The following is a 14,242-nucleotide window of genomic DNA, read 5'->3' as shown; positions in this document are numbered from 1 at the left end:
GTGCCACGCGCCGGCGGGGCTGAGGGCCGCCACGCGGCGCCCCGGAACTGATACCGCCCCGCGGCGTCCCGGAGCCTGACCGCCGCCGGTCTGCCCCAGGCTAGGGCGTGATCAGGATGGCCCCCTCGACGCGGCGCTCCTCCGCCGTGCGGTGTGCCGCGGCGATGTCGTCGAGCCGGAAGCGGCCGCCGATCGTCACCGTCACATGCCCGCGCGCAATGGCGTCGAACAGGTCGGCGGCATTGGCGCGGAAGGTGGCGGGGTCGGCATTGTGCGGGAAGACCGAGGGGCGCGTCAGGAACAGGCAGCCCTTCTTGTTCAGCAGCTCGGGGTCGATGGCGGGCGCCTTGCCGGAGGCGGCACCGTAGCACACCACCAGCCCGAAGGGCGCGGCGCAGTCCAGCGACTTCAGCAGCGTGTCCTGGCCCACCGCGTCGTACACCACCCGTGCCTTGCGCCCGCCCGTCGCCGCCAGGAAGGCCGCCGGCCAGTCGGGGTCGTTGAGGTCGATCACCGCGGCGCAGCCGGCGGCCAGCGCCGCCCCGCGCTTGCCGGGCGAGCCGGTGGTGCCGATGACCGTGGCGCCCAGCGCCACCGCCCAGCGCGTCAGGATCTGCCCCACGCCGCCCGCCGCCGAATGCACCAGCAGCAGGTCGCCGGGCTGCACGGCATGGGTGCGGCGCAGCAGGTACTGCGCCGTCAGCCCCTTGAAGAGCAGCGTCGCCGCCGCCTCGTCCGGCACGGTGTCCGGCAGCGGCACCAGCCTCTCGGCGGCCACGTTGCGCCGGTCGGCATAGGCGCCGGGGCCGGCATTCATGTAGGCCACCCGGTCGCCGGGCTTCACGTCGGAGACGCCCTCGCCCACCGCCTCGACCACCCCCGCCGCCTCGAAGCCGAGGCCGGTCGGCAGGGGCAGCGGATAGACGCCGCGGCGCTGGTAGATGTCGATGAAGTTGAAGCCGATCGCCGTCTGGCGGAGCTGCGCCTCGCCCGGGGCGGGCGGCGGCAGCGCCTCCGCCGCCACGCGCAGGACCTCGGCCGGGCCGAACTCGGCGATGCGGGCAACGCGGCATGTGGACATGGGGGGCGGCTCCAGAAAGGATACCGCCATCACACACCGCTTGAGGTATGATGTAAATCGTACCTTTCACGAAAGGGGCGCCATGCCGGAGGAGCTTGCCCACCCGGCGCCAGAGGCGATGGAACTGGGCGCGATCTTCGCCGCGCTGGCCGATCCGCTGCGCCGCCAGGTGGTGCTCACCCTGGCGGCCGAGCCGGGGGCCGTCATCCCCTGCGGCGGCTTCGCGCTGCCGGTGGCCAAGGCCACGCGCACCCACCATTTCCGCGTGCTGCGCGAGGCGGGGCTGATCCGCCAGGTCGATCTCGGCAATGGCCGCACCAACCGGCTTCGGCTGGAGGAGCTACGGCAGCGCTTCCCCGCCCTCGTCGAGCTGCTGCTGGCCGAGGCGCGCCGCCCGCCGGGCTGAGCGCGGCCCCCGCTCCCTTGCCCGCTCCCCCTCCCTCGGCCTTGCGGTTCCCGGGGCGCCGGGCATCATGCCGCGCATCCCGCGCCCGGCCCGGAGGACGGCACCATGCCCCAAGGCACCCCCTACGACACCATCGTCATCGGCCTCGGCGGCATGGGCTCGGCGGCGCTGTGGCAGCTCGCCCGGCGCGGCCAGCGCGTGCTCGGGCTGGAGCGCTTCGACCTCGGCCACGCCATGGGCTCCTCGCACGGGCTCAACCGCATCATCCGCCTCGCCTATTTCGAGCACCCGGACTACGTGCCGCTGCTCCGCCGCGCCTACGCGCTGTGGCGGGAGACGGAGGCGCTGGCGGGGGAGCAGCTCCTCTTCGTCACCGGCAGCCTCGATGCGGGGCCGGAGGATGGGCGCATCGTGCAGGGCTCGCTCGCCGCCTGCCGCGCGCACGGGCTGCCGCACGCGGCGCTCACCGCCGCCGAGGTGAACCGCCGCTTCCCCGGCTACCGGCTGCCGGAGGGCCATGCCGCCATCCACCAGCCCGATGGCGGCTTCATCGCCTCGGAGCGCGCCATCCTGGCGCATGCCACGCTGGCCGTGGCGGCGGGGGCCGAAATCCATGCGCGGGAGAAGGTGCTGGCCATCGAGCCGGCGCCGGGGCGTGTCACCGTCGTCACGGAACACGGGCGCCACGAGGCGGGGCGTGTCATCGTCTCGGCCGGCGCCTGGATGGAGGACCTCATCCCCGGCCTGCGCGGCCGGGCGGTGCCGGAGCGGCAGGTGCTGGGCTGGTTCCAGCCGCGCCAGCCGGCGCTGTTCACCCCCGCCGCCTTCCCCGTCTCCAACATGGAAACGGCGCTCGGGCACTTCTACCAGTTCCCGGCCTGGGGCATCCCGGGCTTCAAGATCGGCCTCTACCACCACCTGCGCGAGCAGGGGCACGCCGATGCCCTTTCGCGCGAGCCCACGGCGCGGGACGAGGCGGTGCTGCGCGAGGCCATCCGCGCCTCCTTCCCCGCGGCGGACGGCCCCACCCTGCGCCTCGCCGCCTGCCTCTTCACCAACACGCCGGACGAGCATTTCGTGCTCGACACCCTGCCGGGGCACCCGGAGGTGGTGGTGGCCTCGCCCTGCTCCGGGCATGGCTACAAATTCGCCAGCGTCATCGGCGAGGCGCTGGCCGAGCTGGCCACCACGGGGACGAGCCGGCACGACCTCTCGCTCTTCTCCTACGGCCGCCTCGCGGCCTGAGGCGGCGCGGCGTCATCCGCCTGTCATGCCGGCGTCATCCGCCTGTCGCGGATGGCGTGGCAGGCCGGCGCCATGCACCAGGATCCTGACAGCGCCCGCAAGGCGCTGGGCGAAGCCCCCTTCATCGACCCCACCGCCCGCGTGCGGGACTGCACCTTCGGCCGCTGGAACGAGGTCGGCGCCCGCACCCGCATGGCCGAGAGCAGCATGGGCGACTACGCCTATGTCGTGAACGATTCGGACATCATCTACACGACGATCGGGAAGTTCTGCTCGATCGCCGCGCAGGTGCGGATCAACCCCGGCAACCACCCGCTGGACCGGGTGGCGCTGAACCACTTCACCTACCGCAGCAGCGCCTATGGCCTGGGCGAGGACGAGGCCGGCTTCTTCGACTGGCGGCGCGCGAAGCCCGTCACGCTGGGGCCGGATGTGTGGGTGGGGCACGGCGCCATCATCCTGCCCGGCGTCACGGTGGGCATGGGCGCCGCCATCGGCGCCGGCACGGTGGTGACGAAGGACGTGCCGGACTTCGCGGTGGTGGTGGGCAACCCCGGCCGCGTGCTGCGCCACCGCTTCCCCGCCGAGATCCGCGCGGCCCTCGCCCGCATCGCCTGGTGGGACTGGCCGGAGGAGCGGCTGCGCGCGGCGCTGCCCGAGATCCGCGCCCTCCCCGCCGAGGAATTCTGCCGGCGCCACGACACGGTGTAGTCTGCCGCCCGACTCACGGCAGAGAAGGGGGAACCCGCCCGATGATCCGCAGCATCCTGGTGGCACTGGACGACACGCCCGGCGCCACCGCCGCCGGCGAGCTGGCGATCTCCCTGGCCCGGCGCGGCGGCGCCCGCCTCACCGCCGCGCTGGTGCTGGACCGGCCGCACACCAGCGGCGCGCAGGAGGCGGTGCCGATGGGCGGCGCCGCCTTCCTGGAGCGGCGCAACGCCAGCCTGGCGCGGCGCATCGAGGAGGAGGCCGAGGCGGCGCTGGCCCGCTTCGCCGCCGCCGCCGGCGACCTGCCCTTCGAGACGCTGCGGCTGGAGGACGCCCCCGCCCCCGCCCTGCTGAAGGCGGGCGCGCGGCACGACGTCATTGTCATCGGCCGCGACAGCACGCTCGGCATGGAGGAGACGCCGGACGGCCTCGCCCCCGTCATCGAGGCGCTGCTGCACCAGGGCGCCCGCCCCCTGCTGGTGGTGCCGCCGCCAGCCGAGATGACCGATTACGACCCGGCCGGCACGGTGCTGGTGGCCTATGACGCCTCCCTCCCCGCCATGCGCACGCTGCAGCTCTACGCCCTGCTGAAGCCGGAGGGCGAGGTGCGCGCCAAGGTCTTCGCCGCCGCCGAGGAGCGCGAGGCCGCCCGCCAGATGGCCGAGGACGGCGCCGCATACCTGCGCGCGCACGGCGTGGAGGCGGGCGCCGTCGGCGTCTCCGGCCAGCGCCCGGCCGACCTGCTGCTGGCCGAGGCCGCCGATGGCCGCCCCCGCCTGCTGGTGATGGGCGCCTACGAGACCACCGGGCTGCGCGCCCTGCTGCTCGGCTCGGCCACGCGCAAGCTGCTGCGCGAGGCGCCCTGCCCGATCTTCGTGCACCACTGAGGCGGCCGGCGCCTTGGCGGGCGCCCCGGCCAGCGACGTCTTTGTGACCGCGGGAGCGCGGCCCGCGCACCAACCTTCGCGTCGCGGGCCGGTTCTCAACCCCATCGCATCGTGGCGGCCGGCCCCGCCGCGCCTCAGGCGGACGCACCGGAGGGCGGCGACGCAGCCGCGCGAGACCCCAGGCCGCAGAAGGCCACCATCCGGCGGGGCGACCCAGGGAATGGCCGCCGGGGCGCCTCCGGCCTGAGCATCCCCGGCCGGGCCGCGAGGGGGCGGGCGGGGCCGCCGCCACACCCGGCCCGCATGGCCGGAGCCACGCCGAGGGCCCTCATGCTGTCTCCCTTCGAACTGATCTCGCTGCTGCTCGTCCTCACCGCCGTCTTCGCCTGGACCAACCACCGCCTGCTCCGCCTGCCGGACACGGTGGGGCTGCTGGTGATGGGCCTCGTCGCCTCGCTGGTGCTGCTGGCGGGCGACCTGCTCTTCCCCGAGACGCCGCTCTACGAGGATGTCGCCGGCATCGTGCGGCAGGTGGATTTCCAGACCACCGTGCTCGACGGCATGCTGGCCTTCCTGCTCTTCGCCGGCGCGCTGCATGTGGACCTCTCGGCGCTGCGCGAGCGGGCCTGGGCGGTGGGCGTCATGGCGACGGTGGGGGTGCTGCTCTCCACGGCCATCGTCGGCCTCGGCTTCTGGGGCCTGGCCTCGCTCGCCGGCATCGGCCTGCCGCTGCCCTGGGCCTTCGTCTTCGGCGCGCTGATCAGCCCGACCGACCCGGTGGCTGTGCTGAGCACGCTCAAGGCCGTGCAGGTTCCGCGCTCCCTGGAGCTGGACATGACGGGGGAGTCGCTGTTCAACGACGGCATCGGCGTCGTCATCTTCACCATCGCGCTGACGGTGGCGGTGGGCTCGGGGCATGGCGTGGCGGGCTTCAGCGGCGTGGCCGAGCTGTTCCTGGTGGAGGCCATCGGCGGCGCCCTGCTCGGCCTCGCCGCCGGCTACATCGCCTACCGGGCCATGCGGGTGATCGACAACTATCCCGTCGAGGTGCTGATCTCGCTCGGCCTGGTCACCGGCACCTACGCGCTCGCCGCCCGGCTCGGCACCAGCGGGCCGATCGCCATGGTGGTGGCCGGCCTCCTCATCGGCAATCGCGGCCAGCGCGACGCCATGAGCGACCTGACCCAGCGCTACCTGTTCGGCTTCTGGACGCTGGTGGACGAGATCCTGAACGCCGTCCTGTTCCTGCTGATCGGGCTGGAGGTGCTGGTGCTGCGCTCGGAGACACTGCTGGGCTGGCTGCCGGCCTCGGCCATCCTGCTGGTGCTGCTGGCGCGCTTCGTCGCCGTCTCGCTGCCGGTGCTGGCGCTGTCGCGCTGGAACGGCTTCGTGGCCGGCACCATCCCGGTGCTGACCTGGGGCGGGCTGCGCGGCGGCATTTCCGTCGCGCTGGCCCTCTCCATCCCGGAGGCGCCGGAGAAGGCCACCATCCTCTCCGCCACCTATGTGGTGGTGGTGTTCACCCTCATCGTGCAGGGGCTCAGCCTGCGCCGGCTGGTGGAGCGGACCGTGCCGCGGGGCTGAGGCGCCCCGCCGCCCGTGCCCTCAGCCGGGCGGCAGTTCGGCGGCCAGCACGCTGCCGCTCTGGCTCTCGGTGATCAGCAGGGTGGTGCCGTCCGGCGCCAGGCAGAGATTGGTGGGCAGCCGGCCGAAGCCCGTGCAGTCCACCACGAACACCGGCACGCCGAAGCCATCCACCACCCAGACCAGCCCATGGCCGGGATTGGCGACGCAGAGGCGCTCCCGCGCATCCATCGCCAGGCCATCCGGGCCCATCAGCCCGCCGGGCAGGCGCAGGAAGCACTGCGCCTTGCCCACCACCCCGTCCGCCCGCAGGGCGAAGCGCCACACCTCGCAGGAGCGGGTCATCGCCACGAAGCAATGCGCGCCGGCGCGGTCGAGCACGAGGCCGTTGGGGCTCGGCGCGTTGCGGATCAGGCAGTCCACCCGGCCGTCGGGCCAGAGGCGCCAGACGCGGCCCGTGGGGTCCTGCAGCCCGGTCTGGCCCTGGTCGGTGAAGAGGATGCTGTCCCCGGGGCCGGCCACCACGTCGTTCAGGCCGCGGAAGCCCTCCCCCGCCACATTCTCCAGCAGCGGCGCGATGCTGCCCGTCGCCGCGTCCAGGCTCAGCAGCCCGTGCCGGTGGTCGGCGAGGTAGAGGCTGCCGGCCGGGCCGGCGGCCAGCCCGTTCGGCCAGCCCTCGTATTCCGCCACCACCTCCCATTCGCGCGGCCCGACGCGGAAGACGCGGCCGAAGGGGATGTCCACCACCAGCAGGTTGCCGGCGGCGTCGAAGCAGGGGCCTTCGAGGAAGCTGTCGAGCAGGGCGCCGCCACGATTCGCGTCGCCCCAGGGGGTGCGGCGCGGCTGGCGGTGGCGGTCGGGCAGGCGGCTGAGGAGCCGCGGCGTCAGGGTGCGGGGGCTGGGGAACCACATGGGGCCGCAAGCTGCCCCCGCCGTGCCCGCGCGGCAAGACATCCCGCGCCGGGGCACGCCGCGAGGGAACGCGGCAAGGTGTCATGGCCGTCCCTCTTCCCCTCCCCGGATTCCTGACCAATGATAGCGGCAGGGACAATCCGGGGAGCGGAACCAATGGCGAAATTCGGCCTCAGCCAGCCGGTGCGGCGCATCGAGGACCCCCGCCTGCTGCAGGGGCGCGGGCGCTACACGGACGACATCGCGGCGCCCGGCCAGCTGCACGCCCATGTGCTGCGCAGCCCGCACGCCCATGCCCGCATCCTCTCCATCGACACCGAGGCCGCGCGCGCCCTGCCCGGCGTGCACGCGGTGCTGACCGGCGCCGACTGGAAGGCCGAGGGCCTCGGCGAGATCCCCTGCCTCATCCCGCTGAAGAACCGCGACGGCAGCCCGCGCGCCGAGACGCCGCGCTATGGCCTGGCCATCGACGTGGTGCGCCATGTGGGCGACCCGGTGGCCTTCATCGTCGCCGAAACCGTCCAGCAGGCGCGCGACGCCGCCGAGGCGGTGATGGTGGATTACGAGGTGCTGCCCGCCTGCACCGATCTCGCCCGCGCCACCGAGGCCGGCCAGCCGCAGGTCTGGGACAGCGCGCCGGGCAATGTCTGCTTCGACTGGGCGGCGGGCGACCGGGAGGCGACCGACGCCCTCTTCGCCCAGGCCGCGCATGTGACGAAGCTCACCGTGGTGAACAACCGCATCGTGGTGAACAGCATGGAGGGCCGCGCGGCGCTCGCCGAGTATGACGCCGCCACCGGCAAGTTCACCCTGCACGCCGGCACCCAGGGCTCCTGGCTGGTGAAGAACCTGCTGGCCAACACGGTGTTCAACCTGCCGCCGGAGAAGTTCCGCGTCATCACCCCCGATGTCGGCGGCGGCTTCGGCATGAAGCTCTACATGTACGCCGAGTACGCGCTGTGCTGCTGGGCGGCGCGCAAGCTGGAGCGCCCGGTGAAGTGGGCCTCCGAGCGGATGGAGGCCTTCCAGTCCGACACGCAAGGCCGCGCCAACCTCACCGAGGGCGAGCTGGCGCTGGACAAGGATGGCAGGTTCCTCGCCCTGCGCACCAGGAACTACGCCGACATGGGCGGCTACCTCTCCACCTTCGCGCCCTTCATCCCCTGCGGGGCGGGCACCAAGGTGCTGGCCTCGGTCTATGGCTTCCAGGCGATCTGGGCCAACGTGCTCGGCATCATGACGAACACCGTGCCGGTCGATGCCTACCGCGGCGCCGGGCGGCCGGAGAGCAACTACCTGGTCGAGCGCCTGATCGACGCCGCGGCGCGCGAGACGGGGATCGACCGCATCGAGCTGCGCCGACGCAACATGGTGCCCGCCAGCGCCATGCCGCACAAAACCCCGGTCGGCCAGACCTACGATTCCGGCGAGTTCGCCCAGGTGCTCGACACGGCGCTGGCCAAGGCGGACTGGGACGGCTTCGCGGCGCGGCGCGCGGAATCCGCCAGGCGCGGGAAGAAGCGCGGCATCGGCATGGCCTACTACCTGGAGGCCACGGGCGGCGACGCCTCGGAGCGCGCCGAGATGCGCTTCGCCGAGGACGGCATGGTGGAGGTGCTGGTCGGCACCCAGTCCACCGGCCAGGGGCACGAGACGGCCTATGCCATGATCACCGGGCATGAGCTGGGCATCCCGGTCGAGAAGATCCGCGTCATCCAGGGCGATTCCGACGAGATCCCGACCGGCGGCGGCACCGGCGGCGCGCGCTCGCTCTATTCCGAGGGCACGGCGCTGCTGGCCACCGCCACCACCGTCATCGAGAAGGGCAAGCAGGCGGCGAGCGAGGTGCTGGAAGCCTCGCCGGCCGACATCGAGTTCAGCACCGGCCGCTTCGCCATCGCCGGCACGGACCGCGGCATCGGCATCCTCGAACTCGCGGCGAAGCAGCGCGAGCGCGCCGCGCGCGGCGAGGCAGCGACGCTGCTCAACGCCGCCGAGGTGGCCGCCATCCCGGCGCACACCTTCCCCAATGGCTGCCACATCGCCGAAGTCGAGGTGGACCCGGAGACGGGCCATGTGGAGACCGCCCGCTACATCGTGGTGGACGATGTCGGCCACGCGCTGAACCCGCTGATCGTGCGCGGGCAGGTGCATGGCGGCGTGGCGCAGGGCATCGGCCAGGCGGTGATGGAGCGCACCGCCTACGACCCGGAGAGCGGCCAGCTGCTCTCCGCCAGCCTCAACGACTACGCCCTGCCGCGCGCCAGCGACCTGCCGGACATCGAGGTGGAACTGGTGGAGATCCCCTGCACCACCAACCCGCTCGGCGTGAAGGGCGCGGGCGAGGCCGGCGCGGTGGGCTCGCCCCCCGCCATCATGAACGCGCTGGTGCACGCCCTCTCCGACCAGGGCATCACCCATCTCGACATGCCGGCGACGCCGGAGGTGGTGTGGAAGGCCATCGTCACGGCGCAGGCGGCCTGAGGGCGTCGGCCCGGTGCCGGGGAGCCCGCCTCCCCGGCACTTCACCCAATGAGACCAATCTTATTATTGGTACTTTTTTAAGAGTTTCTTGATACCGATCCTGCTCCGGCCCGGTAGGAAACCGGCGGGTTTCCCTCCCCCTGCGCCGCCCGGCGCGGCGGCAGGCAGCAGGATCGACACCACAGATGAGCTTGACCGTCCCCGCGGGCGCCGTGGCCTCCTCCGGCGCCACCAGCAGGCTGAGCCAGATCGCGAGCCAGTACAGCGCCGCCAAACTCCTGGCGCTGCGGCCGGCCCCGGCCCCGGCTCCGGCACCAGCCCCGTCCCCGGCCAAGCCCCAGCCCGCGGCCGCCTCGCCCGGCAGTGGCACCGCTTCTCCGGCCGCGGTGCTGCAGAACCTGCCGGTGCCGCAGAAGGCCCCACAGAACGCCGGCGCGAACGGCGCCCCCGCGCCGATCCGCCTCGACTCCCCCACGGCCGCCTACATCTCGGAGAAGCTGGCCGCCGGCGACACCAGTTTCGCGGAGAAGCCCGAGCTCAGCGTCGTCTCGGCGCAGGAGAGCCGCACGCGGCAGCAGGTGTGGAGCCCCCGGCCCTCCACCATCATGACCGTGGGCGGCCAGGACTATGAGGTCCTGGGGGAAGCCACCGCCACGACCTATGAGGTTTCCACCCGCGTCGTGAAGGTCGAGGACAGCAGCCAGGGCATCCTCTACACCTATTCGGTGCGGAGCGAGCGTCTGGCGGATGGTGGGGGAGAATTCGGCCCGCCGCAGGTGACGCTGGAAAGGGCCGAGACAGCGCCCCGGTCCACAAGCCGGGCCATGCCGTCCCTGATGCCGGTCGCCACCGGCGGCGCGCAGGGCGCCTCCGGCTCCGGCAAGCTGGCCGAATCCGACATGGTGGCGGAGGGCGCCAAGCTGATCACGGTGCAGAGCCGGCAGGCCGTGAACGGCTATGGCCTGGCGTGGCAGAACCCGGGCGCGCTCCTCAGCCTGTCCTACTGACCACCGGTGCATCGCCAGCCTTGGGTTGGCCCGCCGGGCAGGGTGCGGCGGCGCGGCACGGACCCGCCCGCGGGAACCGGGCGGCCGCCTGGCGCCCGGCGCCCCCGAGCGGCGTCCCGGCCGGCCGGGCCTTCCCCTCTGGTCAATATCGACGCCTCCGCCATCTCGTCTCCCGCAGACGGCGCCGATGACAGCGCGGCCCTGTTGCGCGGGCTCCAGCAGCAGGGGCAACTCCGGCTCGGCGCCACGGCCCTCAAGGGTACGGAAGCGTACACGCCGCCGCTCGAATTCTCGCAGGCCCTCCTGGGCTTCCAGGCCGGGGAAGGCGACACGCCGCAGCCCCTCTTCAACCTGCTGGCCTGAGGGCCGGCCCGCGCTCAGCGGAAGCTCAGCTCATCCGTCTCGCACAGGTTGAGGCCACGGCGCTCCTCGGCGCGGCCATTCGCCCACACCACGCGCAGGTCGTAGGCGCAGGCGCCCTCCGGCAGCCGGATCGTCATGCGGCCGCCCGGTGGCACGGTGTCGCGGCCGAGCCGGTCCTCGCCCCAGTCATTGCTGCTGGTGGGCGAGGCGTAGAGCTCGCGGATGGCGCGGCTGCCATCGTTCACCAGGGCGAAGCTGGGATTGCCCTGCGCCACGGCGGCGGGGCCGTCGGCGCCGGCGCGCAGCCCCCCGGTGCGCGCCGGGGTGCCGATCACCACGTCGCGGTCGCGGCAGGTGTCGATATCGCGCCGCTCCTCCGTCAGTCCGCCCTCGAAGACCAAGCGCAGATCGGTGCGGCAGCCGCCGGTGGGCGGCATGCGGATGGCGAGTTCCCCGCCCGCCGCCAGCCCCTCGGCGCCCAGCCGGTTCTCGCCCCATTGCCGGGTGCGGATGGGCGAGGCGTAGAGCCGCTCGATCAGCCGGCCGCTGCGGTTGGTCAGGTTGAAGGAGCCGTCCAGCTCCTCCCTCCTCTCGTCCGGCGCGCCGGTCTGGGCCAGGGCCGAAGCGGGTAAGACGGGCGCCAGCAGCGCCAGCAGGGCGAGCGGCAGGAGCCGGTGCCGCCTCACCGCAGCACCAGCCGCGGCTGGATGCAGAGATCGACGCCGCGATGGTCGACCGGCGCGCCGCGCCCGGTCACGGCGCGGATGTCGAAGAGGCATTCGCCGGGCGGCAGCGGCAGGCTCAGGCTGGCGCCGGGCAGCAGCGGCCGCCCCTCCAGCCGGTCCATGCCCCAGTCCCGCTGCCCGGCGGGGGAGACATAGGCCAGGGTCACCACCTGCCGCCCGCGATTCTCCAGCAGCAGCACATGCGGCAGGGGCGGGCCCAGCACCACGCGCGGCGTGGCGCAGGTGTCGATGCCGCGCAGGTCGCGCACCGCGCCATCGGCCTGCACCGCGCGCAGGTCGATCACGCAGCCGGCGCGCGGGTCGAGCCGGATGGGGCGGGCGGCGCCGGGCGGCAGGGGGGCGCCGGCCAACCGGTCATGCCCCCAGTCGCGCGCGGCGGCGGCGCTGGCGAAGAGCCGCTCCACCGGCACCGGCGTGTTGTTCAGCACGGTGAAGGAGGGGTCCGGCCCCCGATATGACCCCTGGTATGGCCCCTGGTGTGGCCCTGGGCCCTGGGCCCGCGCCGGCATCGCCGCCGCCGCGAGTGTCAGCATGGCCATCAGCAAGGCAAGGCGCGACATGAACGGAGTCCCTCCAGAGCGAATCGCACTTCCGAGGAATGAGGCGGTGCCGGCGTGGTTGCAAGGCCCCGCCCTGCCCCGGCCTCGCCGGCCGGCGTGGGCCACTCAGCCCGCCGCCGCCCAGGCGCCGCTCCCCGGCTCCGGCCGCGCCAGCCCCTCCGCCTCCAGCTTGCGCAGATGCGCGAGCAGGCTGCGCCCGGCGGCGGGCACCAGCCGCGGGTCCAGCGCGCCGTAGAGGCGCGGCACCAGCGCCGCCACCGTGGCCGGCCCCTCGGCCAGCGCCGCGCGCAGCGAATCCTCGCGCGCCTGGCGGTGCGCCAGCAGGGCGCGGGTGAAGCGCGCGGGCTCCGGCAGGGGCGCGCCGTGGCCGGGCAGGAACAGCGCCTCCGGCCGCGCCGCCAGCCGGGCGAGGCCCGCCATGTAGGCCGCCATGTCGCCATCCGGCGGGCTGACGACGCTGGTGGACCAGCTCATCACATGGTCGGCCGAGAATAGCACGCCCGCCCCCTCCAGCGCGAAGCAGAGGTGGTTGGCGCAATGCCCCGGCGTGTGCAACGCGGCGAGGCGCCAGCCCTCGCCCGCCACCGTGCCGCCATCGGGCAGGGCGATGTCGGGGGTGAAGGCGTGGTCCGCCCCCTCGCCGCCGACCTCGGGCGGCGTCTGGTGCGGGCCGAAGCCGAGCGTCGGCGCGCCGCTCGCCGCCCGCAGCGCTGCGGCGCCGGGCGAGTGGTCGCGGTGGGTGTGGCTGACCAGGATGTGGCTGACCGTCTCCCCCGCCAGGGCGGCGCGGAGGGCGGCATGGTGCGCCGCGTCCTCCGGCCCGGGGTCGAGCACCGCCACCCGCCCCTCGCCGATCAGGTAGGTGTTGGTGCCGAGGAAGGTGAACGGCCCCGGATTGCCGCAGCGGATGCGGCGCAGCCGGGTGCCGCCGAAGCGGCCCAGCTCCTCCACCGCGCCGGTGGGCAGCGGGTCGTCCTTCAGGAAGGGAATGCTCATGCGTGCCTCCGCTTCATCTCACGGTGCAGGATGTAGAGCCCGGCGGCGACGATCAGCGCCGAGCCGGCCAGCATGGCGGGGCCGGGCACGTAGCCCCACACCACCCAGCCCAGCAGCATCGCCCAGACCAGCGCGGTGTAGGAATAGGGGCCGAGCGAGGAGACCTGGGCGCTGGCATAGGCCTCGGTGAGCAGCACCTGCGCGAGGCCGCCCAGCAGCCCGATGCCGAGCAGCAGCGGCAGGTCGGCCAATGTGGGCGTGACCCAGACGAAGGGCAGCGCCAGCAGGCTGAAGCCGGTCATCAGCAGCGACTGCCACAGCACGATGGTGGCGCTGCTCTCGGTGCCGGAGAGCTGGCGCACCAGCATGGTGGTGAGGCCGGAGAACAGCCCGTGCACGGCGGCGGCGGCGAAGCCGGCCCAGAGGATCCATTCCGGCATGCCCGGCGGCACCACATGCGCCGCGCCGAAGGCCCCCTGCCCGATGGCGATGATCAGGATGCCGACGAAGCCCGCGATCACCGCGCCCCAGCGGTGGATGCCCGGCCGCTCGCCGAGGAAGGGGATGGAGAGGATGGTGACGAAGAGCGGCGTGGAATAGGTCAGCGCCGTCTGCTCGGCCAGCGGCAGCACGGTGAGGGAGAAGAAGGAGCAGCTCATCGCCGCCGTGCCGGTCAGCGCGCGGGCCACATGGCCGGGGAAGCGCCGCGTGCGCAGCGTGACATGCCGCCTGAGCCCGATCAGCAGCACCACCGGCAGGGCCAGGGCGTTGCGGAAGAACATCAGCTCCGGGAAGGGGATGCGGTCCCCCAGCGCCTTCACCAGCGCGCCCATGACGGTGAACAGCGCGGTGGCGCCCAGCATCATCAGCGCGCCGCGGCGCACATCGTGGCGCAGCGGCATCAGCGGGCCGCCCGCATGCGGGCCTCTCGCGCGCGCACCCGCTCGCGGTGCAGGTTGTACAGCCCGGCGGCGATGACGATGCCCGCCCCCGCCAGCGTGGCGGCGGCCGGGAACTCGCCCCAGATGAGCAGCCCCAGCACCAGCCCCCAGACCAGGGTGGTGTACTCGAAGGGCGCCAGCACCGAGACGGGGGCGATGGCGAAGGCGCGGGCGAAGAGGAAATGCGCCGCCCCGTTGGCCAGGCCGAGGAAGACCAGCGCCAGCACGGTGGGCGCGTCCGGCAGCAGGCGGGGCGGCGGGAAGAAGGGCAGCAGCAGCAGCCCCACCGGGATGTGCGCCAGCAGCAGCCAGAAGGCGA

14 protein-coding genes and 1 pseudogene are annotated in these 14,242 nt (G+C 73.6%); 8 read left to right on the top strand and 7 right to left on the bottom strand.

All coding sequences use genetic code 11. The features are described from left to right. Positions 1 to 100: 100 nt before the first annotated feature. Positions 101 to 1,081, bottom strand: coding sequence for a quinone oxidoreductase family protein (locus ACZJYS_RS16920; RefSeq protein ID WP_493179683.1), 981 nt, complete (start codon positions 1,079 to 1,081; stop codon positions 101 to 103). 82 nt (positions 1,082 to 1,163) lie between these two features. On the opposite strand from ACZJYS_RS16920, the gene ACZJYS_RS16915 reads away from it, so the two are divergent. From ACZJYS_RS16915 to ACZJYS_RS16895, 5 genes are all read left to right on the top strand, one after another. Continuing rightward, positions 1,164 to 1,487 carry an ArsR/SmtB family transcription factor gene (locus ACZJYS_RS16915; RefSeq protein ID WP_109516495.1) on the top strand — a complete coding sequence of 108 codons (324 nt, stop codon included), beginning with the start codon at positions 1,164 to 1,166 and terminating at the stop codon, positions 1,485 to 1,487. Positions 1,488 to 1,592: 105 nt separating this feature from the next. Continuing rightward, the gene (gene solA, locus ACZJYS_RS16910) at positions 1,593 to 2,732 is read left to right on the top strand and encodes an N-methyl-L-tryptophan oxidase (protein WP_493179682.1); all 1,140 of its coding nucleotides are present in this window, start codon (positions 1,593 to 1,595) and stop codon (positions 2,730 to 2,732) included. Positions 2,733 to 2,804: 72 nt separating this feature from the next. After that, entirely contained in the window at positions 2,805 to 3,443 is a 639-nt protein-coding gene (locus ACZJYS_RS16905) for an LbetaH domain-containing protein (protein WP_109516716.1), read from the top strand. A gap of 41 nt (positions 3,444 to 3,484) precedes the next feature. Continuing rightward, positions 3,485 to 4,330: a universal stress protein gene (locus ACZJYS_RS16900; protein ID WP_493179681.1), complete on the top strand. Its 846-nt coding sequence runs from the start codon at positions 3,485 to 3,487 to the stop codon at positions 4,328 to 4,330. Between the two features lie 330 nt (positions 4,331 to 4,660). After that, positions 4,661 to 5,914, top strand: coding sequence for a cation:proton antiporter (locus ACZJYS_RS16895; RefSeq protein ID WP_493179680.1), 1,254 nt, complete (start codon positions 4,661 to 4,663; stop codon positions 5,912 to 5,914). 21 nt (positions 5,915 to 5,935) lie between these two features. Here ACZJYS_RS16895 and ACZJYS_RS16890 read toward each other — a convergent pair whose 3' ends face one another. Beyond that, on the bottom strand, positions 5,936 to 6,826 hold the full coding sequence (locus ACZJYS_RS16890; RefSeq protein WP_493179679.1) for an SMP-30/gluconolactonase/LRE family protein: 891 nt from the start codon (positions 6,824 to 6,826) through the stop codon (positions 5,936 to 5,938). A 156-nt stretch (positions 6,827 to 6,982) separates the two neighbouring features. Here ACZJYS_RS16890 and ACZJYS_RS16885 point away from each other — a divergent pair, with 156 nt between their 5' ends. The 3 genes from ACZJYS_RS16885 to ACZJYS_RS16875 all read left to right on the top strand — a co-directional run bounded on the left by ACZJYS_RS16885 (position 6,983) and on the right by ACZJYS_RS16875 (position 10,680). After that, complete coding sequence (locus ACZJYS_RS16885) at positions 6,983 to 9,310, top strand: xanthine dehydrogenase family protein molybdopterin-binding subunit (RefSeq protein ID WP_493179678.1); 2,328 nt, start codon at positions 6,983 to 6,985, stop codon at positions 9,308 to 9,310. A gap of 185 nt (positions 9,311 to 9,495) precedes the next feature. After that, positions 9,496 to 10,317, top strand: a complete 822-nt coding sequence (locus ACZJYS_RS16880; RefSeq protein WP_493179677.1) for a hypothetical protein — start codon at positions 9,496 to 9,498, stop codon at positions 10,315 to 10,317. 204 nt (positions 10,318 to 10,521) lie between these two features. Next, positions 10,522 to 10,680 carry a hypothetical protein gene (locus tag ACZJYS_RS16875; RefSeq protein ID WP_493179676.1) on the top strand — a complete coding sequence of 53 codons (159 nt, stop codon included), beginning with the start codon at positions 10,522 to 10,524 and terminating at the stop codon, positions 10,678 to 10,680. 14 nt (positions 10,681 to 10,694) lie between these two features. Here the strand turns inward: ACZJYS_RS16875 and ACZJYS_RS16870 are convergent, their stop codons facing one another. The 5 genes and pseudogenes from ACZJYS_RS16870 to ACZJYS_RS16850 form a co-directional block, all read right to left on the bottom strand. Then, on the bottom strand, positions 10,695 to 11,366 hold the full coding sequence (locus ACZJYS_RS16870) for a hypothetical protein (protein WP_493179675.1): 672 nt from the start codon (positions 11,364 to 11,366) through the stop codon (positions 10,695 to 10,697). Then, positions 11,363 to 11,986, bottom strand: a complete 624-nt coding sequence (locus ACZJYS_RS16865) for a hypothetical protein (RefSeq protein ID WP_493179674.1) — start codon at positions 11,984 to 11,986, stop codon at positions 11,363 to 11,365. The genes ACZJYS_RS16870 and ACZJYS_RS16865 overlap by 4 nt, the downstream gene beginning before the upstream one ends. A gap of 105 nt (positions 11,987 to 12,091) precedes the next feature. Then, positions 12,092 to 12,982 carry an MBL fold metallo-hydrolase gene (locus tag ACZJYS_RS16860; RefSeq protein ID WP_493179673.1) on the bottom strand — a complete coding sequence of 297 codons (891 nt, stop codon included), beginning with the start codon at positions 12,980 to 12,982 and terminating at the stop codon, positions 12,092 to 12,094. Next, positions 12,979 to 13,884 (bottom strand): DMT family transporter, encoded by a 906-nt coding sequence (locus ACZJYS_RS16855; protein ID WP_109516487.1) that lies wholly within the window; start codon positions 13,882 to 13,884, stop codon positions 12,979 to 12,981. Before ACZJYS_RS16855 ends, ACZJYS_RS16860 begins: the two co-directional genes overlap by 4 nt. Next, positions 13,884 to 14,242, bottom strand: a pseudogene (locus tag ACZJYS_RS16850) (DMT family transporter); the annotation flags it as partial. The gene ACZJYS_RS16855 and the pseudogene ACZJYS_RS16850, both read right to left, overlap by 1 nt.

Source organism: Roseomonas sp. TS2 (genome assembly GCF_058833935.1).
Note: the sequence above shows the minus strand (reverse complement) of the source record. Positions and strands in the feature narration are given on the sequence as shown.